We start from the raw sequence: 25,384 nt of genomic DNA, 5'->3' as shown, positions 1-25,384 counted from the left end.
AGTCGAGCAGTTTGGGATTCCATTTATGCTGCCCCTCCTGATAGGCATCCCGTTCAATCATGATCGTTTTAGCGTTATCAAACAGGATTTCCTGAGGTACTCCTGCAAAGAACTGAAATGCATTTTCTAGACCATCGATCCATGCATCCGTACGTTCATGATCATAAAATTTCACGAAAGTCGCTCTGGAATACCCTAATGTTGCGACAAAGGCTTTTAAAGTCGTGTTGTTGCGTCGAATCGTAGTGAAATCCACCTGCATTTGTTGGCCAGGTTGGGTTTCAAAACGAATGATCGGTTCCGGTTTGGCAACTGGTTTTAATGTTGCAAGATATTCCCTCAAGATCCTGATCTTTCCTGGATATCCCAACCCTAAAATTTCCTGGTAGAGTACAACAGCAGGAATCCATTCAGGATGAGCTGCGTTTACACGTTGGAGTAAATAGGGTTTATGCGACCTTGGGCCTTAGGGCGCAAGAACTGGCTGTTTGCAGGTTCGCTGCGCAGTGGTCAGCGAGCGGCAAACATCATGACTTTAATCCAGTCAGCAAAGCTGAATGGCTTGGATCCGTATGCCTATTTAAGTGATGTGCTGAAAAGGCTGCCGACGCATAAAGCGACCCAAATAGAAGAATTACTGCCACATCGCTGGAAATCCAACTCAAATTAAAAAATAGGCATGGGGTTCAGCGGACGCTTACGCTTTACAAGCCTGAACGATCTGCTGTTTAAATTCAGCACTGTATGTTCTTCGTTTTTTCGCAAGAGATGCGATGGATGTCTGATTATTTGTAGTCATAAATTTAAGTCCCCACTTGTTTCTAAGTGGGGACTAAATTAAGGCTTATAGGATGAATTCAGAAGGTGTGTTCAGCGGACGCTTACCGTTTTTTAGCAACAGGAGGTGTTGCTGAATATATATCCATGTTCATGGATTAAGTCCCCACTTGTTTTTAGGTGGGAACTAAATTAAGGCTTATAGGATCGCTTGGTAAGGCTGTGTTAGCCGGATGCTTACCTTTGAATTAATAACTTTTAACTCAATATCTAATAACAATCTTTAAACCAAAGGTGCTTAGGAGTTTCATCATAGATTCCAAAGTCGGATTACTATTGGGCTGTTCCATTTTTTGCAAAGTTTGGGGTGCTATTTTTGTGATTTTAGCCATTTCATTTAAAGTCAAATGAAGCTCAGTTCGGATATAACGAGCAACCTTGTAAAATGGCCAGTCAGGATTTTGATTAATCGTCTCCAATATTTCTTGGCGCTTTCTTAACTGCTCAATTGCCGTCATAGGTTTATAGCGCTTATCCACGTGCTAACTCCTGAATCTGCTGGCATATATTTTCAATCCGGTACTGACTATTTTGCAAAATCTCCTGAGAGATCTGCAATTTGTTCATTTCGGCCATCAATCCTCGATAGAGGGGTAATTGCTTGACTAACTCTGCCTGAATTTCATGATGTGAAATACCAGTTTTCGCTGTGACTTGTTCAATCACTGAACGCCAAATTGGCATACCACCATGATCATCTTTTTCCCAACGAGTCGTTCGTGCGATACCATCAGGATGTAACCACATCGGTGCAAAATCGTAGAGTGGAGTCAGTTGTATAATGCCATTATTCAAGCGTTGTATCGCTGTATTGCGGCTATGATTATCTTTATTGCCTAAGGCAACATTGGCCAAATCACGTTTAAGATATTCGAAGATCTCCTCTTTCGGATGACTACAACACTGTGTGAGTAATTCACAGATTTGATTATGAGTCATCCTAATACCAAAACCAGCTTTTCCACTTAGAGATGCAAGACTTTCCTGTGCAATACGCTGGACTTTTCCATCCTGTACGTAGCGATCAAATCTTGGAATAAACAGGGTTTTACCATGTAATTGTAATTCCTCATGTACGCGTAAACCCAAATAATGAGCAATTTTCATATAGTGTGCTTCATTAGTTAAAATTTTATTCAGGCTTTCGTCACTACCACGACTGAACTTCACTAACCAATGTTTTTTTACCTGATGATCTGCAAGTGTGTGATCTAAATAAAATAGGTCATCATGTCCTTGGGAGAGGAGTAGCTTTGGCCATTCACCTTGAACACCTGAAGAGCCGGCAATGAATAAGCCATAAGAGGCGAGCGATTCAATGAAGTGCTCTTTTCGTTCTATAATCTCACTTAGGCTAAAGCCTATATTTTGATCAGTCGGAAAGCTCCTTTGCAGCCACTCATGAGCTTCTTTAATACGTAAATGTCCAATCGGGTTGCCAGCTCCAGCTTTTAAAAGTGCCCAATCTGCTTGTTCTTGTGCATTTTCACTGTAATTTAGTTGTCTTAATAATTCTTTACGACCATAGCCCTGTGGAAGTAAATCCATTAAGAAAGCAGGCCAAGTTTCATTAATTTTATTTTGTACATTCACAGGAAAATGATAGGCGAGTGCATGGCCATCATGTAAGTCCATATAAGAAATTGCATATTCAAATAAATATGAAGTACGAGTTGGTGTTTGCCAACCATGCTCATTTTCACCCATCAACTCAACAATTGCACAGTCAAGCCACTGGTCATCCTGATAAATTTGAATGGTACAATATTTACTCATAACTTTATTAAAATAGTAAAATATATTAAATATTCTTATTATATACCTATTTTAATAAAATAATATTAATTATCTTTCTATTTGCTTGTTAGCCAGTATATTTCTACATGGGAATAACAAGTCATGTGAGTTGATCTCACCGGCTGCTATAGTTTGAGGCAACATCGTCAATAAACATTAGCAGACTACATTTATCAGCATGTCCTTCAAATTAATCATGATATGAGCCGTTAATAAGTCAGCTGCAATCATCCAAGAATGCGGTGTTTTCGTTAAAATATTGAATCCATGAATGCTGGTCAGCTTTTCATGCACTAGATTCAGCCACTTGAGTCTAAAAGGAGCTTGGAATTACAGGTTTGACCATGTGCAGTAGGAGCTGATGCAGATGGACCTTGAGCTTTATATTTTTTCAGTAAGCGTCTGATCTGGCGTTCTGAAATGTGAAGTAGCTGAGCAGCCTGAGATTGGGTGATGCGTTGATCACAGATTTCTTGCAAGACCGACAATCGTTTAAGTTCTTTATCCGACATAAACACCAACATATCAAACCGTACGCTTCGATAATCGCAAAAGCGAGTATTCTTTACTTTGGAGAAACCGGACATTTCTATTTTGGAGTTACAGTTGTACTTCGTATAATAGTGATTATGTTAAATAGACTAAGACTTTGTTGAAATTTTCTTTTATAATAAATGAAAACTTATGGCATTTAAGATAATGAAATTACTAAGCTTTATACTGTTATTTGTTAGTTGCAGTTGTTTTGCTTTATCTAGTGAAGAATTTGATAAACAGTATCAAAATTTAAATGGTGAACACAATAAAGCCGTAATTAATAATATGATCTATTCGAAAGACTATGATGATAAAAAAATCCCATTGTCAGAAAAAATAGAATCTAAAAGTAAGTGGTGTGACTTAACCAAAACTAGAATAAATTTATTAGATTTTGTGATTCAGAATTTTTCTTCTTATAAAGAATGGGTGAAAAAAAACAATCTTGATGATGATGCTAATTTGGATGATTTTAATAAATTCTATGAAAATCAACAAAAAACATATATTGGTTGTATGGCGGGTCTTGAAAAATTAAAGATGGATCAAAAAGTCGATTAAATTAGAAAAACTAAATTAACATAATACACCTTATACGAGAGACTGTAAATAAAACTGTGTAAACGCTTAAACTCCCCCCAACGTTGTTGGGGTCAAACAAAAGGTGTTTACCATGAAAGATGAAGCAATGTTGGGACTCGCTAAAGAGTTAGCCAAGAACCTAAAAACCGAAGCCGATCTCAATGATTTTAGTCGGGCTTTAAAGAAATTGACTGTTGAAACTGCCCTTAATGCGGAACTCACCGACCATTTAGGTTACGAAAAGAATAGCCCACGAACAGGCAAAAATGCTCGCAATGGTTACACAACGAAGCGTCTACTGACTGATGATGGTGAGTTTGAACTAGATACCCCTAGAGATCGTGAGGGTACATTTGAGCCACAGCTATCAAGAAAAATCAGACCCGTATCACGCAAATGGATAGCCAGATTTTATCCCTCTATGCCAAAGGTATGACGACTCGGGACATTGTTGCTACATTCAAGGAAATGTATGATGCAGATGTGTCACCCACCCTGATTTCCAAGGTGACAGATGCAGTTATAGAACAAGTCAAAGAATGGCAAAGTCGCCCTTTGGATGCCTTGTATCCTATCGTGTATTTAGACTGCATCGTGGTCAAGGTACGTCAGGATAATACTATCATCAATAAGGCTGTATTCCTTGCATTGGGTGTCAATACAGAGGGGCATAAAGAACTATTGGGGTTATGGATGGCAGAAAACGAGGGGGCTAAATTCTGGTTATCGGTTTTAACCGAACTCAAGAATCGTGGTGTGAAAGACATTCTAATTGCGTGTGTAGATGGCTTAAAAGGCATCCCTGATGCAATCAATACAGTTTACCCTGACACTCATATCCAGTTGTGTATTATCCACATGGTACGCAATAGCTTGAAATATGTGAGCTGGAAAGACTACAAAGCTGTTACTGCCGATTTAAAGAAAGTTTATCAATCTGTTACCGAAGATGCAGTCCTGTAAGCCCTGGATAAAATTGGTCAAAAGTGGGACGATAAATATCCTCAAATCAGTAAATCATGGCTTGTCAACTGGTCGAATCTCAACACGTTCTTTGCCTATCTAATGGACATTCGCAAGGCGATTTATACCACCAATGCAATTGAATCCTTGAACAGTGTCATTCGCCATGCCACCAAGAAAAGAAAAATCTTCCCAACCGATGATTCTGTGAAAAAAGTGGTATATTTAGCGATTATGGCAGCAAGCAAAAAATGGACGATGCCCATTCAGAATTGGAAAGCTGCCATGAATCGTTTTAGTATCATGTTTGAAGAACGTGTAACCAAGTATTTTTAAAACAACATTTACACAGAATTATTTACACCCTCACAGAATTAGGTCGTCCTCATACCCAAGTTGTCACTTGAGTTCTGTTCAGATAAGAAGGTGCTGTCTTTTAAATCTTTGTGCAACAAAGCCAATCATATTGAAAATTTAACTTCACTTAACAAAATACTTATTGATCTCTTCATAGAAACTGCTGTTAATGAAATGATATATTCTGAAAAGTTAGTATGATAGTCATAACTTACATATATTTTTCAGGCTATGTCACGTTTGTCTACCTTTGGGTCTAAATGAATCAAATAGCGATTTTCCAACACAGATTTAAATCGTTATGATTTTCTAGTTAACTCTACAGTTTTACGGGGTGAACCGTACCGGGTTTGTCGGAGACTTTTTATTTAAGTTAGGCTACCTGACCTAACGGATTAATTTTATCATAGTACATTGCTTCAAACTCAAAAGGCGATACATAACCTAGTGCACTGTGTACATGCTCTTTATTGAATCAACCTACCCAGTTTAGTGTCGCAAGTTGTACATCTGCTAAACCTTGCCAATCTGCTTTTAGATATTCAATCACCTCTGTTTTGTATAAGCCATTCACCGTTTCAGCCAGAGCATTATCGTATGAATTACCAGTCGTACCGACTGATGCTCGTAAATTTGCTGCTTCTAAACGATTGGTATAGCGAATGGAAAAATATTGCACACCTCTGTCGGAATGATGAATCACATTCTTTGGCATGCCTCGATCGTGCAATGCTTGCTCTAATGCATCAAGCACCATATCTGTATTCATACGTGTTGATACTTTCCACCCAACAATTGCTCGTGAAAACACATCAATAATAAATGCGATATAGATCCAGCCTGAATTTGTTTGAATATACGGGTGAGTAGACCAAGGGAATTTCACCCTTAGCCCCTCGCAGAACCGGACATGAACCTCTCAGCTCATCCGGCTCCCATTATCCAACCGATGGTAAACATCCCATTTTCCAGTGCACAAAGGCATTTGGAAAATCACGCGCAAGTCGCCCTAAGGCATATCTAGCCCGTCTTTTATGACGGGCCAAGTTTTTATACTTACGCCTCATCCAGCGTATAAGATAAGCATTCATGTGTTGCCAGATCGCTGACATTGCTGAACCATGGAATCGACCATAGTATTGCTGCCAGCCTTGAAGAATTGGATTAAATATTGCAGATAAATCACTTAATTCGCGATTACACATCAGATGTAGATGCCATTTCCGAATAGTCTGTCGCATTGCTTTAAGTGCATCACGACTGACTGCAGGAGAGAAATTTACATAAACTCTTTTATACTTGTCCACAGCCTTACGGGGCCTAAACGTGTACCCGAGAAAAGTAAATTGAACATCTGGATATGCTTGGCGACGATTCACATCTTGGCAATAAACAATCTTTGTCTTATCTGGATGCAATTCGAGTCCACATTCACGAAATCGTGCACCAATCTTTTGTAAAACAAGTTTGGCTTGAGATAAACTTCGGCAATGAATTACGCCATCATCTGCATAACGGCAGAACCGTACACTTTGAAGATGTTTCGTAATCCACATATCAAAAGCATAATGCATAAATAAATTCGCCAATAAAGGACTCACAACACCACCTTGTGGTGTGCCGCGATTCCTTTCTAAAAGATGGCCATTTATGTGTTGCATTGGTGCTTTTAACCAACGTTGCACATATAAAAGAATCCATGGAATTTCACAGTGTTTCTTGAGTGCACGCATTAGTAAATCATGGTCGATGTTATCAAAGAGACCTTTGATATCAAATTCCACAACCCAGTCATAATCCCAACTTCGTCTCCTCACTATCGCAATTGCATCATGGGCAGAACGCCCCGGACGATATCCATATGAGTTTGGATGAAATAATGGATCAATTTTCGGCTCTAATAAGAGCTTAACTGCTGTTTGCGCGACTCGATCTGCAACTGTTGGAATACCTAGTATACGCACGCCACCTGACTTCTTTGGAATCGGAACAGCCTTAACTGGCGGTGGAAAATAACTGCCAGAACAAAGTCGATTCCATAGTTTGTATAGGTTGTTCTTTAAATGCTTTTCGAATTGCTCAATAGATTCATGATCAACGCCTGGAGCGCCACCATTCTCTTTGACTTTTTTAAATGCCTCCCAGATTAACGCTTTAGGAATGTTAAATGGTTTGGTCATAAAGTTTTGCTCCTCCTGCTTGCACAGTTGACAAATCCGTAGACCTGGATAATGCAACCCCTTCGCTCCATTACCATTACAGTAACTTCAACACTACTACGAGTTGCTCCGCCCCTTGGTGACGCATTGCTATTATCAGCCTTGCCTTTTGAGCTTGTGCCTTTCGCTTGACATCGCCACCGAAGGTTCCCGCAGTTCAACGTAAGAGCCTGAATTAGGATCGCGCTGCCTCTACGCCGGACACCGAATGGCCCGTAAGCAGGTAACGGCCAAACTAATCGCGGGGTAACTTCCATCCCCGGTTTTGATGTCATTTGAGTACTTTCGACACTTGAACGGCAGTTCACTGTTGTTCGCCTTCCTAATTCTTACCTGACATCTCTACGATGCCTTTTCCATAACGCTCACGACCGGGACTTTTGATCCAAGCCGCTTATGGTGGTTTGCTACCTGCTCCTGCAAGCCGATAGCGAGGGGCCATACCCTCATCTCTTACGCCGCTTGCTGCGGCACACTAAAGTCACTTACCCACAGTTGGTCAGTTCGATCAGCATTAAAATTACGTTTCACTAAATCATCTGCTCGTTTTTGGTCATCTCGGTTACGGGTGGTTTGTTTATTCTTACCACGCCAAACACCTTGTATAGCTAGCTTCTGCATCAATCGAGCAACTGTACAACGTGCGATAACATAACCTTCACGTTTCAATTGTTGCCAGACCTTACGCACACCGTATCGACCTGAACTTTCTTTCCAAATACGTTTGATTTGCTCTGCATGATGTAAATCATGCAGAGCACGTTTCGCTCGATGTTCTGGATTCTCAGCGAGATCTAAAGTTCGGTAATAGGTTGAAGCTGCGATCGGTAAAATCCTACAAATCGCATCAACACCATATCGATCTTTATTGTTATGGATAAAATCCACCATTATTTGTGTGGGCGGTCGAGCTCCGCCTGGGCGAAAAAGCGGCTGCTTTACGTAGAATTTCATTGGCACGCTTTAATTCTTTAATTTCACGTTCCATTTGCTTCATTTTTTCTTGATCAAATATCTGTTGTACTTTAATAGGATTTTGCTGATCTAAATGCTTTTGATGCCAGGCACGAAGTGTTTCAGGAGTACAACCAATCTTAGGCGCAATTGCTGTGATTGCAGCCCAAGTAGATGGATAATCTTTTTCAGACTCAATCAATAATTGAACCGCTCTATCTCTGATTTCTGGGGTATATTTTAATTTTGTTATCGGGATAGTCTCTCAGAATATTGACTCTCCGACAAACCTGGTACGGTTCAGCTCACCACTCCAATCAGAGACGTTGAATGGTGGATTAGCAATGATGTAATCCGCTTTAAGGTCTTTGTGTGCATCATTGAGGAATGAACCCTCGGAGTTCCATTTCACATGCTCTAAGTTAATGCCACGAATGGCAAGGTTCATCTTAGCGAGTCGCCATGTTGTTTGATTGCTCTCTTGACCATAGATCGAGATGTCATCGACTAAGCCTTGATGCGACTCTACAAACTTCTCAGACTGTACGAACATGCCACCTGAACCACAGCAAGGATCGAATACACGTCCTTTGTATGGCTCAAGCATTTCTACCAATAAACTCACGATAGATTTAGGCGTATAGAACTGTCCACCTTGTTTACCTTCAGCTAAGGCGAACTCACCAAGGAAGTATTCAAACACGTGTCCTAGAACGTCAGCAGAGCGAGATTTGGCATCACCTAATGTAATGTTACCAATAAGGTCTATCAGCTCACCTAAGCTCGTTGGATCGAGATTCTGACGTGCATAGACCTTAGGAAGTACCCCTTTCAGTTGAGGGTTCTGATTCTCAATGGCTTCCATTGCATCATCTACGATCTTACCAATGGTGACTTGCTTTGCTTGGTTTAAGAGGTATGACTAACGTGCAATCTCAGTAACGAAGAATACGTTGTATGCAGTGTATTCATCACGATCTTCAGGATCAGCTCCTGCAAAAATCACCCTCACCTTCAACCAACAGGTTGTAATGAGCTTCAAATGAATCAGAGATGTACTTGAGGAAGATTAAACCAAGGACAACATGCTTGCACTCTGCAGCATCAATGTTCTTACGAATTTTGTCTGCTGCTTTCCAAAGAATGACATCTATAGGTTCTTGTTTGGTTTGCTTTGGAGTACGAGCCATGGAATTACCCTTTAATGAATAACTTATCTAATTTTAGTTAAGCCAATAATACCCAATAATACGCTCGTGTGTAAGTATTGATACGTCGTTTCTTGTCGTACAATTTAAGTATTAAAAAAGTGTAGCAAGTTGCTACACTTTTCAGACTAATCACAAAACCCACTTTAGCGATCGTTAAAGTGGGGGTATTTTCTAGACTTACATCACTAATTCATTGTTATTTACTTTTAAGCATATTGTTGGCTAAAAAATACAATAAAAATTAACTTCGATAAGTGCAAGATGATTTTCTTCAAGTTTTGTGCTGTAATTGACAGTAAACATTGCTGCGTTACTTGCATAACAGTGACCGTGTAATTATTTTGCAACGGCAAAATTCTTTCACAGTCTCCTTATCGGGACAATATAGATGCGCGACACGTTCATGAATGATATTGAGATCAATCGCTTTGTCTATTTTACGTATAAGATGATTTTTAGGAATAATCTCTTCTAGCGTAACCATATCAATTTCAGTTTGGGTATAATTTTTCGCATGTGATAATTATAAAAAAGTCTCACGTAAGTGTGACAATTTTATGAGCAAAATGAAAATTGTAGCAAGTTGCTACACTTTTTCACTTTTCTGAATAAGCTGTTTTAAAAAATCTTCTAGTTGTAAAAGACTAGCTTCATCAATTTCTGAAATTTTAAGAGAGATCTTGAGCTGTTTTTGATTCAGTTTGATATTTCCAGCAACCTTACCATCATATTCGATTTTTCTTACCACTGATGTCGTGGTTACTTTTTCTGGATCTTGACTCAATAGTTTTTCAGCATAAGAAGTAACTTTGCTTTGCTCCAGTTTTTTTTCTTTTAATTTCTCCCAAGCACCGAGTAAAGCTGTTTCCGCCTCCGAAAGTTGCTCTATATGATCCGATAAAAATTTCTTGAACGCTGTTGCAGCAGTACGGCCGACTAGACCTGGCTCCAAATCCAGGTCATTCAACATTGCTTTAGGCAGCTTTTCATACGATAGATATTTGTACATATCTTCGCGATTTAAACCCAATGAATTAGCTAAACGTTGCTTGTTCTTCTTCAACTTTTCATCAAGTGAGTTCAAACCAATAAAAATTTCATAATCTGTCAGATCTTGACGCTTTAAATTTTCAGCTAGGGTTAACAAAGATGCTTCTTCATCATTAGCATCAATGATAATGGCTTCAATCACCGACTTGCCGAGTAATTGATGCGCCCGTAAGCGTCGCTCGCCTGCAATCAGTTCATATTTCAGATTATCAAGTTTACGCACTGTAATGGGCTGTAAAAGGCCGATTTCATTAATAGAATCCGCCAGTTCTTTTAATTGAGAATCTTCAAATACTTTACGCGGTTGGTTGGGACTGCGACTAATATCCTCAATAGGAACATTACGTCTAAATTCTTTTAGCTCTTTAATATTGTCTTTCTGTGCTAGCTGATGTTTTTCTGTATTTTGTTTCAATTTTTGAGCTAAAAGCTCTTTAGTGCTCGCCATAATACTCTCAGGTTTATACTTTCGCTACAATTTCATAAGCAAGGCTTTCAAAAGCCTTACGTACTTTCGAATTTTTCTCAACTTTCAAAAGTGGCTGTTGCAGAATCGCTGCTTGATTAACTTTAGTACTTTGAGGAATGGTAGTTTCTAAAATTTTGCCTACCTGTTTTAAAGCTTCATCCCGAATCAATTTACAAACATTCTGACGTTCATCATGTTTAATCAGTAAAGCGCCTAAAAGCTCTAAATTTGGATTAATACGTTTTATCTTTTCAAGATGGTTTAAAAGATCTGTTACCCCATACAGTCCATATTGTGATCCAGATTCGATAGGGATAATGACATGTGTTGATGATGCTAAGGCATTACTGGTTAATAGTTTAAGACTAGGTGGGCAATCAATTAATATGAAGTCGTAAAGATCTTTTAACAGTTCTAGCTTGATGCTTAATTCTTCTGAAGGACGAGGAGCTTCTTCTTTAAGCTGGTCTTCAGTTTTTCCTAAATTTAATGAGCCATAAATTAATGATACTTTTTCAAAATTTGTTTCTTCTTGTAATGCATCAGCTAATAATGAAATATCACCAACAAGTAATTCTGCTGAAGTAACAACAATTTCGCTTGGATGTTGGATCCCAATGTGTAAACTTGCGTTTGCTTGAGGATCTAAATCAATGACTAAAACTTTATTGCCAAGATTGGCAAGTTCAGAGGCTAGATGTACAACGGTCGTTGTTTTGCCACATCCACCTTTGTGGTTAGCAACCGTAATAATTTTTGCAGACATACGTGTCAGATGCTTCCGTATTTGAATGTTTAATAATATAAATAACTTTCACTCATCATACTATAGTTTTTAAATTTATAAATCTTATTTGTTTAGGTCTAAAACAATCTAAAAAACTAATTTTTAAACAAGCTAGCTTAATTAATAATTAGTATAATTATTTATTTAGCTAATTAATAATTAAGACTGTTTTTTTACTATATAAAACAAATGCTTATAAGTTTAAAAGTGGAGAGCTTGTCACCGTAAAGTGGAAGGTTTGTCACTCAAAGGTGGAAGGTCTGTCACTCAAAGGTGGAAGGTCTGTCACTCAAAGGTGGAAGGTCTGTCACCGTAAAGTGGAAGGTCTGTCACAAGAGTGGAAGGTTTGTCACTACTATTTTAGAAAAGGTTATATTTTTACAAAAAATCCTGTAAAAATAAATACTTAATTTGTTGATAAAGTTGGATAAACAATCTTTAAAGGTGGAAGGTTTGTCACTATGTGTTACCACCCTGTGGATAATTTTTTGTTATTGGATATTTCCTGATGATTATCTATTCATTTATACCTTTCAAATCTAATGAAAGGTGGAAGCCTTGTCACATCTAGGTTTCTATCTGACATAGCATACCTAAATTTGGAAGAAATAAGTGAAAATAGGTATTTTGAACTGTTAGTTTAGGGCTAAAGGTGGAAGGTCTGTCACTATCTGGTGGAAATAATATATTTTATTCCACTTTAAGGGTAATAAATCGTCAAAAATGCATAATTCTGATGACAAGCCTTCCACTCTTAGATTCTTGTGGTGAAAGTCTTGAAAGTTTTTCCACTTTTGTATATAAAAATAGAATTAAATATATAAATATCACGGTTATGACAGAATCAGAATCATTGCAAGAAGAATTGAATCATATTCCTTACTGTATAGGCAATATTCGTCATAATGGCGTTGTTAGCACTAGTAACCGCTTAATTCGCCCAATTGAGTTATCAGCCAATGAATATAAGGCGCTCCTATATGCAATGGCTGTTGCAAATTATAGTGAGAAAAATAGGGTAAATGGTGAAATCACAGAACAAACCTATATTTATCTGTATAAGGATGATTTGGCAGATTTACTAGGATTGAATAAACGCAATTCGATTAATGTTGCAATAGACCGGATTTATAAAGAACTTTCATCTAGGGTGGCTCATTTTATTATTGAGGAACCTACTGATGATGGTAAGAGAAAGACTAAAAAAGTACATTCTGTCGTTCCTATTATCCGTGAGTTAAGATGGGAAGATGATTCTAAAAATGCCATTCAGATTCGTTTTACCAGTGAGGTGTTACCGTATTTCACGCAGTTGGCTGGGGGGAATTTCACCACCTATCAATTGAAACATCTGTTTGCCTTGGATTCTGTTGCTAGTATGAGTCTTTATACGTATTTCATTAAAAATGAATTCAAGTACGCAAGCCAAAAGAGTTATGAAGTCCCAATGCTTTTAGAAAACTTGAAAGCTCTGATTGATATTAATGAAACTAAATATGATCGCTGGGTAGATTTTAGACGCTATGTATTAGATAAAATAGTTGCAGAAATTAACGAAAATACAGATCTACAACTGGAGTATGAAACCATAAAAAAAGGGCGCCCAATTGTGGGTGTAAATTTTAAACTGCATCAGCGTATTACTGATAAAACACTAAATGAAACTGCTGTAATTGAAAAAATTTATCTTGATGTTCCATTTGAAGATAATGCATTAGTAAAAGAATTGGGGGCAAAATTCGATACGAATGTACGTTCCTGGTACATTTTTAATAATGATGAAAAGTATTCGCAGTTCAAGAAGTGGTTTAAAAAAGTTGGTTGTCTCACAGACTCTCAAGCAAATATAGTTATTAATGACACTTTATTTCAAATGGATTTTGCTGAAGTTGGTATGGGGTTGAATGACTTTAAACGTAATATGAAGCATAAACTTAAAAATAATCCGGAATTTGTACAAAGTATTCGTGATAGGCTGAATGATATTTTTGGTAAAGAGCTTGTCTAAGGAAAAGTGTAGCAACTTGCTACACTTTTTTTAATGTATCACTGGAGAATTCAAGATCTAAGCAAAATTGGATACAAAATATCTATGGTGTATAGCTGAATGAAAAATAGTTAAACGAATAGATTATTTTTTAGATTTTACATTTTGGTTGTTCCTCATATATTTTTGGAGAAAAAAGTTTTTCAGTGCTCAAAAAATGGTGTAGTTAAAGGGTAAAGATCAACCAAGTTTTAAGTATATAGGTGAATTTAGATAAAAAATTACTAAATACTTTTATAGCCTTTATATAAAGCGGCGGATCATGAATAATATTAAAATAGCCTAAGCTTATTAGCTTTGTTGTAAAAATTTACTCTGAGATGCTTCTTAATCTAGATATTTGATGCTGTTGCGTATAGCCACAAATGATAAGCTAAAGACCGTTTTAGCTAAAGATGATGACGACCTACTTGGCGATACCATTGATTTGTAAGTGTCTTCTAAACTCCATGCCAATCTTTTAATTTGGATCACTTTGTATGTCGGCAGCTTTTGCAGTACACCATTTAAATAGGCATACAGATCTAGACCATTCAACTTTGCTGACTGGATCAATGTCATGATGTTCGCAGCTCGCTGAGAACTGCGCATTGATCCAGCAAACAACCAGTTCTTACGACTCAAAGCCCAAGGGTGCATTTGGTTCTGCACCAGATTATTGTAAATAGATAGATTACTATCATCTGAATAGCGGCTTAAGGCTTGCCAGCGCTTTAGAGTGTAATTGATTCCCTTGGCGGTGGTAGAACTTGATGGCACCGTCAGATGATGTTGGTTGAGCCATTCATATAGTTGTTGCATCAATGGTTGACTATGCCGTTGCCGGTATTCGCAGCGTTGTTGCGCTGTACCGTCGGTCTTGTGCCTTAACTCTGCTTCTATCGCATACAATTTCTGAATCAGCACCAGTGCCTGTTCAGCAATCTGACTTTTCCCAGTGATATGCAGTTCATGGAATTTACGACATGCATGTGCCATGCAACCTACTTCAATGATCTGACCTGATTTGAAACGTGCTTTATAACCACTGTAATCATCACAGACCAGATGTCCCTGCCAGCCATTCAGGAATTCTTTTTCATGCAGACCTGAACGGTTTCTTGAAAGTCATAGATCACCGCCTGAACTGGATTGTACTGTGTGGTGGCATAGGCCCAGACATAACCTTTCTTCGGTTTTTCCCCCAATCTGCATCACCGTGACTGGCGTTTCATCTGCATGGATCCCCCCTTGCTGCAGCACCACCTGTTTTAAAGCATTGACCAGAGGTTCAAGTGTCTACACCACAGCGACCAATCCAATCTGACAGGGTGGATCTAGATATATCTACACCTGCGCGTAGAAAGATCTGGCGCTTACGATACAGCGGTAAGTGATCAGCATATTTGGATACCAGCACATGGCTAAGTAACTCAGGTGTCGCAATACCTTTATCGATAACATAGGCAGGCATCGTTTGCTGAGTCAGTGTGTCACATTGATCAAAAACCCATTTACCACGCACATGCCGTTCTTTATAGAACTGCGTTGGTCTGAAATTCAATTTTTCACTGATATCTTCGCCGATACGACGCAGTGTGCAGCCACAGCTGCATTGCGTTGATGCAAATTCATGCTCAATACGTACGGTTGCTAAATGATCTGGGATTAGTCGACGTTTAGGTTTATTTATTGTGGCTTTCTGTGCAGCTGCATCTGTTTTATCTGCATTTAGCCGTTCTAGCTCTAGATCAACTGCTGCGATATCTTCTTCGACCGCCTCATCCCATAGATGGATTTGTTTGGCAGTTAAGTGTTCATTTTTCTGGGCGAATTTATTCCGTTTAAACTACGCAAGTTCGTGCTCATGTTTTTGATTGAGGATAGAAAGATGTTGAGTTGTGACTTCAAGTTGCTGAACTTTGGCATCTAATAACATAAAACCAAAAAAAAATGGAAGAATTTATAAAATTTAGATTATTATTATTCAATAAACTATTTGTGTTTATTAGTAATTTTGATTTTTATGAATATTTCTTGATAAGTTAAATGAATTTTTATATATAAAGATATAATTATTTTTTATATCGATAAAAATGTTGAAAATAGCTGGAAAAAACTTTCTACAACAGCATTGTCATGGCAATTGCTTCTACAACTCATACTACTTTCAAGATTATGATGCTTCAAAAATGTCTGCCATTCATGACTGGTGTATTGGTTACCTTGGTCAAAATGAAAAAGGACTTTATTCTTTGGGATTCTTCGCCACAAAGTCATTAATAATGCATCTAAAAACAGATCAGTCGCGATTCTGGATTTCATAGACCAGTCAACCACAAGACGTGAAAACAGGTCAATCACAACTGCAAGATACAACCATCCTTCATGAGTACGGATATAGGTAATATCTGTCACCCACAGTTGATTGGGATAAGTTGGATTAAATTGGTGGTCTAAAGTGTTTGCGGGAACAACTCCATTAAAGCCATTAGTCGTGAACTTGGGGTATCCAGGAATACCGTACGTAAATATTTACGGCAAAACACCACACCTCAGTATCGGCGTACACAACCTAGAATAAGTATTCTTGATCCATATAAACCCTATTTGCTTGAACGTGTAAATGCAACTCATCCTGAATGGATTCCTGCCGTTGTGCTCTATAAGGAGATTTTAGGGTTTGGATATCCAGGAAAGATCAGGATATTGAGGGAATATATTGCAACATTAAAACCCGTTGCCAAATCAGAACCCGTCATTCGTTTTGAAACCTAACCTGGTCAACAAATGCAGGTTGATTTCACCACGATTCGACGTCACCACACGACTTTGAAAGCCTTTGTGGCCACATTAGTTTATTCCAGAGCAACCTTCGTGAAATTTTATGATCATGAACGGACGGATGCATGGATCTATGGTCTGGAAAATGCATTTCGGTTCTTTGGGGGCGTACCTCAGGAAATCCTGTTTGATAACGCTAAAACGATCATGATTGAATGGGATGCCTATCAGGAGGGGTAGTACAAATAACGAAAAATCAAAAAAAAGTGGAAGAATTTATAAAATTTAGATTGGTAATATTCAATAAACTTTATGTATTTGTTGATAATTGTAACTTTTATAAAATTTTATTGATAAGTTAAATGAATTTTCATATATAAAGATATACCTATTTTTATATCGATAAAAATGTTGAAATTTGATTTTTTAGTAAAAAATATAGAGATCTTTATGGGGCAATTTATTGTGCCATTTTGCTATGATCGATCCCATATTCAACTTGAGATAGCAAAAATAAACTCAGAATTACTGAAAATCAAAAAGATTAAACAGAGTCAGAAAGTGGCCGTACAAGCAAAGTTCAAAATAACTTATGTGAGTATTTGGCAGAAAATCTTGTTATTGATGCAAATCGAGTCAAGTTTACGTGTGCATTCTAATTATATTGCAATCTTACAGTTGATACAAAATCTTGATTATTTTATAGAAAAATCGCAGCAACATTTATGCTTTGAGAGAAAAGCTCAGAAAGAGTTGGACACTAAATTTTTTGCTCGATATTTCAAGCTGACAAAGAACTCAATAAAAGATCAACTCATACCAAATTGTACCAACTCAAATGAATTTTACACATACAACATGATAAAAATCTAATTGTGAATGAATATGCAAATGATTGAACAAGAGAAGCAATTTTTAGAATTAGCAGAAAAATTTCAACAAGAATATTGTCTGCTACGTGATGAAGTTGTAAATACACAATTTGCTGATATACAAAGTGATTTACATAAAAAGGTTCATGCGCTATATGAGATAGCTCAACAGATATACGGCTATATCTCTGGTACCAGGCAAATTGGTAATTACTATTTGCTAGCTTGTTTAAGTTATTTTGCATCTCCTGATACTAGTAATACGCAAAATTTAACATTTCAACGTTATCTGATTCTGCAAGCAAGTTTTTTAACTTATCGACATTATCAAGAATTTTCAAAAATTCCTAAGGCTGAGAATAAGAAAAAACATGTCTGTGATCTCTTGCGCTATGTATCACGATATGTGCTGCATTCTAATAATGATGAATTATTTAAAGAATCTAATAATGATGAATTATTTAAAGAATCTAATAATGATGAATTATTTAAAGAATGTAGTCGGTTATTAAATAGTTATGCTTTGTACGAATGTAGCTTGAAAAAGGAGGATCGTAAACAACTTTTTAATATAAAAGATTTTCGAGAAACAAAAGTAATAGAATATATATCGGAACTATTGATCATATTTAAACGATTAGATGACGGTAGTGTTGTTCTTCGTCAACGTAAGTCAAAAAAACGAAATACTTTAGTATGGCCGACTCAAAACGAAGTCAGAAATTTTCGTGAAATAAAATCACGTAAGCAAGAAGATATTGGATATAACGCAAAAATCAGTTTTTATGACGCATCTTTGCTTAAAGATGAGGATGGTGAAATTGAGCTTGCAGACGCTGAAGTGGAGTTATATTCAGAAGATGAAAAGACTAGTAAATTTAATCACATAATAAGTGATTATGTTGCGCATTACACGCGTCATCGTCAACGCCGGCATGCTCCATTTATTATAAATCCACATTATTTAGCGCCTGATGTACTTAAGCAAATTGTATATGTATTAAGAGCGGAACTATCTGGAAATCTGAACGATGCTGCAATAGCTGCTGCATGTTTATTGTCTCTGTTGACGGGACTATCACCAGTAGCTTTGATGGATTTTGAAAAACTTATTCAAGATGGAATACTAATTCAAAGGGGTTCAAGAAAGCGTCGAGAATATTTACTGAATTTGAGTCTTAATATTTCAGAGCAGAAAATTCAGAGTTTAAAATATGCACGATGGAATGAAGAGATGTCGCATCAACTACATCTACCTGCAGCGTGGTTTGACTACATCGAGCAAGGATATAATCCATCTATATCTTCAGCTTCTATTAATACAAAACTTAAGAAATGGCTTGATAATCAGTTTGTCGGCTCGATCACCGTTGAAAAGATTCAAGCACAATTATATTTTCATATATGTTACGAAACATTTAATGAATATCTAGCACATGTGATCGCGGGCCGGGATAGTCAACATCATATGCCTGGTATCTTTTATGGTGGGCTTCCTAAAGCTCAACTCGATACTACATATCTATGCTATTTAGAAACAGCTCTTACACCACATTCTACTCAATTTGTAGAAGACACAGCAGAACTTAATATATTGCAACAACAATTCAAAACTAGATCTACTTTATCTATGGGACGGATCGGGAGCCAACTGGCACTTGCACCAAATTTCGTACAAGAACAATTTAATTACTTACATAAGCACTGCGAAGAAAATATTCAAAAAAATAAACATATCATTAATCAACTGAATGCATATGCCTGCTGGATGTGGCATGTTAGTTTGTTGAGTTTGGCAAATAGACCTAGAGAAAGTTTGTTGGGCCAATTGGAGGATTACTGTTTTGAGTTAAAGCTTTTATATGTGAATGATAAGAAGAATAGCAAGGCAAGAAAGGATGGTCGCTTTATCCCTTTATCTGATTTTTTCATTAAAGCATTACAAAATTACACTGCATTTTTAAAACAAATAACCTCTGCCTACGGTTCATTTTTAAAACATGTATTTGCTAAGAAAAAAATTACTATCAATGATTTATTTGGAAAGGTTATTGATAGTAAAGATATCTTGCCGATGTCTGCTAGACAGTGGCAGAGCAGGAAAATTAAATTGCTCCCTTTATCTAGAAACTGGGTGAATGCCTATATGCAAGGGATCTTGCCAAAAAATATGTATTCGAACTGGCTACGTCATTTTGATATGAACTTATTGATGCACGAACAAGAAGGAAAAACAGCTTTAGCCTTTCATCTAATTCAGGCCCTCTACGGTCATGATCAACGTGACCGTGAGGCCTTTCATCCTCATTCATCACTTATTCCAAATATGTATGTAAAGCAAGCCCGTCAGCACCTGCAAGATAATGTCAAATCTTTATCGGTTCAACATTTAGAGCGAAAATAGTTGTATGCAACAAATCGAAGAATTAACTCAGAAACAACTAGATATCTTATTTATTGAGATTCAGAAACTCATTAAGCAAGCTATTGATAAACAGCTTTCCTCGCCTGAAGTCCTACCACAAGTTGTACAAAAAGAACTTGATCAACAGATTAAAGAAAAATGGCACGACTTTAAAGATGGGGTTGACTATTTGAGTCAATCTTTGAGTCGAGCTGAACAATTTAAATTGATGCAATTTGCAGAAACTGAATTTAAGAAAAGAAGGACGGAATATAACCAGAATATAAATGCAAAATTATACAAAATAAAGCTAATTCCAAATACAAAGCGTATTGTGCTTCCACGGAAAATTGAAAGTACGGAGTCACGGTTAAAACAGGGGCAGTTGCATGCTCAGGTTCTCAGTGAGCTGAAACGATATTGGAAAGATTCACTTGAATATTGGGATGATTCTAAAAGTTTATGGGGAAATTTATGCTTAAGTTTGATCTATATTTCTGGCTGTTCGGACGAACAGCATCTGATTGCTATACAGATGCAATTGCAGGAAGCTATTGAACTTGAAACAGATTTGAATTGTTCACGATTATATCATTCTCGCTACAAAAAGATCACGAATCCATTGTTACTGCATTATCGTGTTGAAAACTCTCAATACGGTAATGATGTAGAACAGCGAAAGTTATACCAGTGGAGGCATGTCTTTTTAAATCCATATGCTCAGTTAATCTTGCAATATTTGAAAAGATTGAAAGAGACTGATAAAGAATATCGTCTGCAAATATCTATACAAGCCTGTATTTTGGAAAGTCTAAGCAAAATTGGTTCGAAAAAAAGTTTGAGCGATCTAAAATATCAAATTAAACGCCGTGGATTTCGTGCATTTAATGATGTGCAGATGGTACTCGAATTTAATCCAAAACTTAGTTTGGATGTTTTTTTGAGTAATGTTCTACAACAAGAGATTAATACTGTTTCTTTAAGACCATCTGAATCAAGATTGCTGTGGAGTTACAAGCGTGATCAAGTCGTTGAACCAGTCAATCAAACTATTCAATTTGAGCAAGAGCAGTTACATAGTGAAGTTCCTACAGTTCATAATAAATTACAAACGATTCCGTACGAGTTGATGTTGTTTGATCAAAAAAAGAGTAGAGCTAAAAAAATTGAACGTTTAGATAAAAAGAAGAACAGAGAAGAGCGTACGATTCGTCATTGGAAAGAAACCCAAAGCGCTCTAGAGCAGCATAAGCATGATGCTAATACTGAGGAAAGACTTTTAATCGAGGCGCAACTACGTTTAATTCAATGGTTATTACATTTGAAAAATAAAGGACTTCAATTATCAACGATTGAAAGCTATTTAGGATCTTTTGGTAAAGAATTTATATTTGAAATTTGGCTCAATAAATTGGATTTAAACCAACAATCTACGGATGATTATGAAGATTTATATAGACAGTTGTTGATCTATAGTAGTGAGCGTGATGAAAAAGCAACTCAACGTGAATTAGTCAAAGGAAAAATCTCTCAGAAGATGCATCAAACCGCACAATACCGTTTTGGACGTCTGAAAGATTTTCATAAATTTTGCCAAGAGCACTATGATGCGCCAGAGGTATTGGTGTTACAGAATTCAAATTTTAAACATTTACAAATTTGTAATGCACGCTTAGTGAGTCCTTCGTTATTTGGCAAGCTGTTGGAACAATTGGAAAGATTAAGCCAGGAACCAACGGCATCAGAATGGGGTGATCATCTAAATTGTTTAAAGTTAATGTATTTATTGAGCTATAGAACTGGACTTCGATTAAATGAAGTCCGTTGTCTTAAAATACAAGATGTTATCTGTCCAGAATTACTCTTTAAAGATGGTAAGAGTTCAATTTTTAATAATATCACGCTCCATATCCGAGACAATTCATATCGCCGCTTGAAGTCGAAAAGTGCAAATCGTCAAATACCATTGAAAATTGCGTTGTCAGATCATGAATTTTTAGTGGTACAACATTACATCCAGCATCGATATAAGCAATATATGACTGATCATCAAGATGACCTACTTTTTAGTGTGAATCATCGTGTATTGACTGATCATTGTATTAGTAAAATTACAGTGGATTTATTTAATCGAATTTTGGGTACACAACATGGATTTAGTTTTCACACACTGCGTCATAGTGCAGCAAACTATCTAGCAATAACGCTGCTCGGGTCAAAAGAAATGGTACATACGTATACTGATTGCAGTTGGGGAAAAGCAAAAAAGATGCGGGATTTATTGTTCGGTGTAAAAGCAAGAGCTAATGAAGAAATCATTCAACATAAATGGCAGGTGCTTGCTGCATGGATCGGGCATAGTAGTATTGAACAGACGGCTTCAAATTACCTTCATGTTTTGGATTTATTAGCAGTCGATCGAATTTATAATTCGCCGTGTAATATTTCAAAAAATGTTCTAGAGCGGTGTTTCGCTCAAGTGAATTTAAAAACAGAGGATATTGACTTAAGTCGTTATATCCAACAGCAAAAATGGTTTGATTTTTATCATCAGCAAACACAACCAGCCATGATAGCAGGCCTACAAGAAAAGAAGTTTAGTATCGAGAATAGTACTCTGACACCTTATCAACGTTTGATAAGTTTTAGAGATGGCCGTTTAAGCAAAGATCCCCAAGCTCACGTATGGATGCAGCGATGTCAATTGATGTGCACTAAATGGATGAACCCCAAAAAATATAATTTAAAAGTTGAAAATATTGAGAGAGAGGCTGAATGTGAAGTTTGCTTTGAGGATCTTCACCGGAGAGCAATGAAATTGGCTCATTCAGAAGAACAGAATATCTTCCTTGATTTGTACGATCAAGAAGAGAAGGGGGCTAAAATATATCAAAAAAACAACATGGTTAATCCTCTAAAAATATTATTAGACTTTGGTAAGTTACGTAAGAATTTTTTGCATTTTGTATGTCGGGATAAAGATGATAAACAACGAATTAGAAATTTTATTGCTGGAATAGACCCAATATTAGGAGAAGAGCTAAATTTAGGTAAAAAAAACTACCCAGTTAATATGAATGCACCTGAGCGAACTGTTCAACTCAGTTTTCAAAGAAAAGGTTCTAATAAAAATGTGACTGTTCTGATTTTATTTAATCTAATGTTAAAAATTATGCAGGAAGATGAACTCTGGATTAAATAATCTAAGTTTTGAATATTAAAATTGTGTGAAAGGGCTTTGTTGCACAAATCTACCCATAATGGTATCAGGCTAAATTTAGTGATGATAATACTTCCATTATAGAACAGTTGATTGAACTGACCGAAGAGAATACTGATTGGGGCTTTGGTCTATGTTTTTATTAGCTACTTCATTTTGAAAGCCTTCATTGGAACCATATGCGTGTTTACCGTATTGACTTTGAATTGGCACTAAATTTGGGTATTAAGCCGAGAAGACGACTAAAACAGCATGCACTAGCCCCAGGAAGAGTCAATCCGTACAAATCAGGTCTGGTAACTAGATTTTATGCAAAATCAACTTTCTGATAGTTAAAAGTTCATATTATTAAACTTAATTGATGATTACCGCCGAAAAGGTTTAGCGATAGAAGCGAGTTTTTCATTATCTGAAATCCTGGTGATTAGTGCATTCGATTAGTTATTTTAATATCGAGAAAAGCTTTTAGAGAATCAATGTGACAATGGTCTAGAGTTCGTTAGTCATGAATTTGTACGTTGGGCAACTGAACACGATATTTGCGTTGAATATATTCAACTAGGCAAACAACAACAGAATGCATGCATTCAACGCTAAATAGAACTATCCATTATATTTAGCTGTGACATTACAATCATGAAAGACCTCAATAAGAAAATAAAAGGAAATCCTCCCCTTATAGCAGCTTAACCACTATTTTAAATTTTAGTTTTTTATTGGAATTTCTTAGGAATAAGTAATAAACTGAATATTCTATAAAAATTGTAATAATATTTATATGGATTTTACCAAATATTATTAAAATTTTTTTATTTAAATAATTGGTAAATATTGAATAAATATAAAACATTAACTTAAGCACTAATTAAATATTATAAATTAATTTTTTAAAATATTTATTATAATATTTACAAGTTTGGTGTAAAATATTTAATAAAATCAATGATATGAGTTGTTGACATGGATTTTTGTTTTCTGCTAACATTTATTTTTTTTAAATTGAGAAAAGTATGAATAAAGATGGATTTTTAAGTCACGAATTCAATTTGTCAGCTGAAAAATTACGTGAAATTTCGAAAGCAATTCAAAAAAATGGAGATTATATCGATCTAGCAATAGCAGCATATTGTAAAGACATAGCTGCACACTCATATAATTATGATTTTAAATTGAAGATTTCATATAAAGTGTCTTGATCTGAAATAGATTGCCAGAGCGAGTAATTTTTTCATAAATTAAAGGTGATTGCTTAGGCGGTCACCGAATTCAATAATAATAAAGGGCTTTGTTGCATAAACCTCTGCTAAAAGCTTATTCAGCAATATAATTGCTAGATGAATAAGCCCGCACCTAAAATTTATCGTACAACCAATTGGTCCTCCTACAATCAAGCTTTAATCAATCGAGGAAATATCTCGATCTGGTTTGACCCTGCGACTCAATGGTATGCACAATCAACAGGCAAACCAGGACGAAATCAAACCTATTCCGATTCAGCAATTCAATGCTGCCTCATCATGAAATCTCTATTTCGGCTCTCTTTGCGCATGGTGACAGGCTTTGTCCAAAGCCTTATTAAGCTCTGTGGCTTGAATTGGACCGCACCCGATTATTCCACGCTCTGTAAACGACAAAAGCATATCGATATTTCAATTCGTTATCAAAAAAGCAGTGATGGACTTCATCTACTCATCGACTCTACGGGGTTAAAATTTTTAGGTGAAGGCGAATGGAAGCGTAAGAAACATCAGTCAGAATATCGTCGCCAATGGCGTAAATTACATATTGGGATTGATGCTGAAACCCTGCAAATACGTGCGGTTCAGCTGACGACAAATAATGTTAGCGATTCACAAGTGCTGGGGGATTTACTTGATCAGATCCCTGAAGATGAGCAAATTGATTCGGTCTATACGAATGGGGCTTATGACACGAAACACTGCCGGCAGGTAATTTCCGATCGGCATGCCCATGCGGTGATTCCACCCAGAAAAAATGCTAAACCCTGGAAAGATACTAAGCCTCACTCACTAGAGCGCAATGAATTACTTCAAACGGTTAAACATTTAGGCAGGACACGATGGAAAAAATGGTCGAGCTATCATTGTCGCAGTTTGGTGGAAACCAAGATGCATTGCATCAAATTATTGGGGGATAGACTGACTGCAAGACATTTTCAAAGTCAGGTCAATGAAATACATGCACGTGTAGCAGTATTAAATAAATTCACGGAATTAGGTAGACCGCATACCCGAGTTGTCACTTAAATTTGAACGGCTTGGGGAAAATTCGGCTTTTGAATGTTTATGCAACAA

The 25,384-nt window shown here is 36.7% G+C and carries 16 protein-coding genes, 11 pseudogenes and 1 other annotated feature; of the genes and pseudogenes, 11 read left to right on the top strand and 16 right to left on the bottom strand.

Annotated elements, in window-relative coordinates; translation table 11 throughout:
* Positions 1-454: pseudogene (gene istA, locus FTT91_RS10690) on the bottom strand (IS21-like element ISAba8 family transposase); the annotation flags it as partial.
* Here istA (FTT91_RS10690) and FTT91_RS10685 point away from each other — a divergent pair.
* A pseudogene (locus tag FTT91_RS10685) lies at positions 452-670 on the top strand (IS66 family transposase); the annotation flags it as partial. The pseudogenes istA (FTT91_RS10690) and FTT91_RS10685 sit on opposite strands and share 3 nt — an antisense overlap.
* A gap of 370 nt (positions 671-1,040) precedes the next feature.
* Here the strand turns inward: FTT91_RS10685 and FTT91_RS10680 are convergent.
* The 3 genes and pseudogenes from FTT91_RS10680 to FTT91_RS10670 form a co-directional block, all read right to left on the bottom strand.
* Complete coding sequence (locus FTT91_RS10680) at positions 1,041-1,316, bottom strand: helix-turn-helix domain-containing protein (protein ID WP_016658816.1); 276 nt, start codon at positions 1,314-1,316, stop codon at positions 1,041-1,043.
* Positions 1,309-2,613 carry a type II toxin-antitoxin system HipA family toxin gene (locus FTT91_RS10675; RefSeq protein ID WP_179990995.1) on the bottom strand — a complete coding sequence of 435 codons (1,305 nt, stop codon included), beginning with the start codon at positions 2,611-2,613 and terminating at the stop codon, positions 1,309-1,311. Before FTT91_RS10675 ends, FTT91_RS10680 begins: the two co-directional genes overlap by 8 nt.
* A gap of 214 nt (positions 2,614-2,827) precedes the next feature.
* Positions 2,828-3,146, bottom strand: a pseudogene (locus FTT91_RS10670) (helix-turn-helix domain-containing protein); the annotation flags it as partial.
* A 187-nt stretch (positions 3,147-3,333) separates the two neighbouring features.
* Here FTT91_RS10670 and FTT91_RS10665 point away from each other — a divergent pair.
* Together FTT91_RS10665 and FTT91_RS10660 are read left to right on the top strand one after the other, a co-directional pair.
* On the top strand, positions 3,334-3,732 hold the full coding sequence (locus FTT91_RS10665) for a hypothetical protein (RefSeq protein ID WP_096902796.1): 399 nt from the start codon (positions 3,334-3,336) through the stop codon (positions 3,730-3,732).
* Between the two features lie 112 nt (positions 3,733-3,844).
* Positions 3,845-5,052 (top strand): annotated as a pseudogene (locus FTT91_RS10660) (IS256 family transposase).
* A 394-nt stretch (positions 5,053-5,446) separates the two neighbouring features.
* Here the strand turns inward: FTT91_RS10660 and FTT91_RS10655 are convergent.
* From FTT91_RS10655 to FTT91_RS10630, 7 genes and pseudogenes are all read right to left on the bottom strand, one after another.
* A pseudogene (locus FTT91_RS10655) lies at positions 5,447-5,932 on the bottom strand (IS3 family transposase); the annotation flags it as partial.
* A gap of 79 nt (positions 5,933-6,011) precedes the next feature.
* Positions 6,012-7,253: a group II intron reverse transcriptase/maturase gene (gene ltrA / locus FTT91_RS10650; RefSeq protein WP_096902847.1), complete on the bottom strand. Its 1,242-nt coding sequence runs from the start codon at positions 7,251-7,253 to the stop codon at positions 6,012-6,014.
* 504 nt (positions 7,254-7,757) lie between these two features.
* A pseudogene (locus FTT91_RS10645) lies at positions 7,758-8,499 on the bottom strand (IS3 family transposase); the annotation flags it as partial.
* Positions 8,109-8,224 (bottom strand) — a sequence feature (AL1L pseudoknot). It overlaps the preceding pseudogene by 116 nt.
* Positions 8,500-8,511: 12 nt before the next feature.
* Complete coding sequence (locus tag FTT91_RS14900; RefSeq protein WP_373686114.1) at positions 8,512-9,111, bottom strand: class I SAM-dependent DNA methyltransferase; 600 nt, start codon at positions 9,109-9,111, stop codon at positions 8,512-8,514.
* Positions 9,112-9,232: 121 nt separating this feature from the next.
* On the bottom strand, positions 9,233-9,436 hold the full coding sequence (locus FTT91_RS14895) for a type I restriction-modification system subunit M N-terminal domain-containing protein (RefSeq protein WP_373686113.1): 204 nt from the start codon (positions 9,434-9,436) through the stop codon (positions 9,233-9,235).
* Positions 9,437-10,043: 607 nt separating this feature from the next.
* Positions 10,044-10,955 carry a ParB/RepB/Spo0J family partition protein gene (locus FTT91_RS10635; RefSeq protein WP_180169387.1) on the bottom strand — a complete coding sequence of 304 codons (912 nt, stop codon included), beginning with the start codon at positions 10,953-10,955 and terminating at the stop codon, positions 10,044-10,046.
* A gap of 13 nt (positions 10,956-10,968) precedes the next feature.
* Entirely contained in the window at positions 10,969-11,742 is a 774-nt protein-coding gene (locus tag FTT91_RS10630; protein ID WP_070153144.1) for a ParA family protein, read from the bottom strand.
* A gap of 856 nt (positions 11,743-12,598) precedes the next feature.
* On the opposite strand from FTT91_RS10630, the gene FTT91_RS10625 reads away from it, so the two are divergent.
* On the top strand, positions 12,599-13,771 hold the full coding sequence (locus FTT91_RS10625) for a replication initiation protein (RefSeq protein ID WP_096902659.1): 1,173 nt from the start codon (positions 12,599-12,601) through the stop codon (positions 13,769-13,771).
* Positions 13,772-14,137: 366 nt separating this feature from the next.
* Here FTT91_RS10625 and FTT91_RS14810 read toward each other — a convergent pair whose 3' ends face one another.
* The 5 genes and pseudogenes from FTT91_RS14810 to FTT91_RS10615 all read right to left on the bottom strand — a co-directional run.
* On the bottom strand, positions 14,138-14,371 hold the full coding sequence (locus tag FTT91_RS14810) for a transposase domain-containing protein (RefSeq protein ID WP_242757544.1): 234 nt from the start codon (positions 14,369-14,371) through the stop codon (positions 14,138-14,140).
* Positions 14,360-15,052: pseudogene (locus tag FTT91_RS14805) on the bottom strand (IS66 family transposase); the annotation flags it as partial. The gene FTT91_RS14810 and the pseudogene FTT91_RS14805, both read right to left, overlap by 12 nt.
* 28 nt (positions 15,053-15,080) lie before the next feature.
* A complete protein-coding gene (locus FTT91_RS14800) occupies positions 15,081-15,353 on the bottom strand; it encodes a transposase (RefSeq protein WP_257220048.1) in 273 nt (90 codons plus the stop codon).
* A 135-nt stretch (positions 15,354-15,488) separates the two neighbouring features.
* A pseudogene (locus tag FTT91_RS14795) lies at positions 15,489-15,587 on the bottom strand (hypothetical protein); the annotation flags it as partial.
* 308 nt (positions 15,588-15,895) lie between these two features.
* Positions 15,896-16,267, bottom strand: a pseudogene (locus tag FTT91_RS10615) (IS3 family transposase); the annotation flags it as partial.
* 3 nt (positions 16,268-16,270) lie between these two features.
* Between FTT91_RS10615 and istA (FTT91_RS10610) the strand changes: the two are divergent.
* The 7 genes and pseudogenes from istA (FTT91_RS10610) to FTT91_RS10585 all read left to right on the top strand — a co-directional run.
* Positions 16,271-16,810, top strand: a pseudogene (gene istA / locus FTT91_RS10610) (IS21 family transposase); the annotation flags it as partial.
* Between the two features lie 171 nt (positions 16,811-16,981).
* Entirely contained in the window at positions 16,982-17,446 is a 465-nt protein-coding gene (locus tag FTT91_RS10605; protein WP_180051439.1) for a hypothetical protein, read from the top strand.
* A gap of 12 nt (positions 17,447-17,458) precedes the next feature.
* On the top strand, positions 17,459-19,849 hold the full coding sequence (locus tag FTT91_RS10600; protein ID WP_180051438.1) for a hypothetical protein: 2,391 nt from the start codon (positions 17,459-17,461) through the stop codon (positions 19,847-19,849).
* Positions 19,850-19,853: 4 nt separating this feature from the next.
* Positions 19,854-23,051, top strand: coding sequence for a site-specific integrase (locus FTT91_RS10595; protein ID WP_180051437.1), 3,198 nt, complete (start codon positions 19,854-19,856; stop codon positions 23,049-23,051).
* Between the two features lie 62 nt (positions 23,052-23,113).
* Positions 23,114-23,683 (top strand): annotated as a pseudogene (locus FTT91_RS14790) (DDE-type integrase/transposase/recombinase); the annotation flags it as partial.
* Between the two features lie 396 nt (positions 23,684-24,079).
* Complete coding sequence (locus tag FTT91_RS10590; RefSeq protein WP_180051436.1) at positions 24,080-24,265, top strand: hypothetical protein; 186 nt, start codon at positions 24,080-24,082, stop codon at positions 24,263-24,265.
* Between the two features lie 138 nt (positions 24,266-24,403).
* The gene (locus FTT91_RS10585) at positions 24,404-25,336 is read left to right on the top strand and encodes an IS5 family transposase (RefSeq protein WP_180169386.1); all 933 of its coding nucleotides are present in this window, start codon (positions 24,404-24,406) and stop codon (positions 25,334-25,336) included.
* Positions 25,337-25,384 lie beyond the last annotated feature (48 nt).

This window comes from Acinetobacter sp. YH12021 (assembly GCF_013420145.1).
Taxonomy (GTDB): Bacteria; Pseudomonadota; Gammaproteobacteria; order Pseudomonadales; family Moraxellaceae; genus Acinetobacter; species Acinetobacter towneri.
Note: the sequence above shows the minus strand (reverse complement) of the source record. Positions and strands in the feature narration are given on the sequence as shown.

What these genes read in the sequence shown, in the direction of transcription:
- FTT91_RS10600 (WP_180051438.1), top strand. Translation starts at nt 17,459, where the DNA reads ATGCAAATGATTGAACAAGAGAAGCAATTTTTAGAATTAGCAGAAAAA.
- FTT91_RS10595 (WP_180051437.1), top strand. Translation starts at nt 19,854, where the DNA reads ATGCAACAAATCGAAGAATTAACTCAGAAACAACTAGATATCTTATTT.
- FTT91_RS10585 (WP_180169386.1), top strand. Translation starts at nt 24,404, where the DNA reads ATGAATAAGCCCGCACCTAAAATTTATCGTACAACCAATTGGTCCTCC.
- FTT91_RS10625 (WP_096902659.1), top strand. Translation starts at nt 12,599, where the DNA reads ATGACAGAATCAGAATCATTGCAAGAAGAATTGAATCATATTCCTTAC.
- FTT91_RS14895 (WP_373686113.1), bottom strand. Translation starts at nt 9,436, where the DNA reads ATGGCTCGTACTCCAAAGCAAACCAAACAAGAACCTATAGATGTCATT.
- FTT91_RS10665 (WP_096902796.1), top strand. Translation starts at nt 3,334, where the DNA reads ATGAAATTACTAAGCTTTATACTGTTATTTGTTAGTTGCAGTTGTTTT.
- FTT91_RS10590 (WP_180051436.1), top strand. Translation starts at nt 24,080, where the DNA reads ATGAATAAAGATGGATTTTTAAGTCACGAATTCAATTTGTCAGCTGAA.
- FTT91_RS10675 (WP_179990995.1), bottom strand. Translation starts at nt 2,613, where the DNA reads ATGAGTAAATATTGTACCATTCAAATTTATCAGGATGACCAGTGGCTT.
- FTT91_RS14810 (WP_242757544.1), bottom strand. Translation starts at nt 14,371, where the DNA reads ATGACATTGATCCAGTCAGCAAAGTTGAATGGTCTAGATCTGTATGCC.
- FTT91_RS10635 (WP_180169387.1), bottom strand. Translation starts at nt 10,955, where the DNA reads ATGGCGAGCACTAAAGAGCTTTTAGCTCAAAAATTGAAACAAAATACA.
- ltrA (WP_096902847.1), bottom strand. Translation starts at nt 7,253, where the DNA reads ATGACCAAACCATTTAACATTCCTAAAGCGTTAATCTGGGAGGCATTT.
- FTT91_RS10605 (WP_180051439.1), top strand. Translation starts at nt 16,982, where the DNA reads ATGTTGAAATTTGATTTTTTAGTAAAAAATATAGAGATCTTTATGGGG.
- FTT91_RS10630 (WP_070153144.1), bottom strand. Translation starts at nt 11,742, where the DNA reads ATGTCTGCAAAAATTATTACGGTTGCTAACCACAAAGGTGGATGTGGC.
- FTT91_RS14900 (WP_373686114.1), bottom strand. Translation starts at nt 9,111, where the DNA reads ATGGAAGCCATTGAGAATCAGAACCCTCAACTGAAAGGGGTACTTCCT.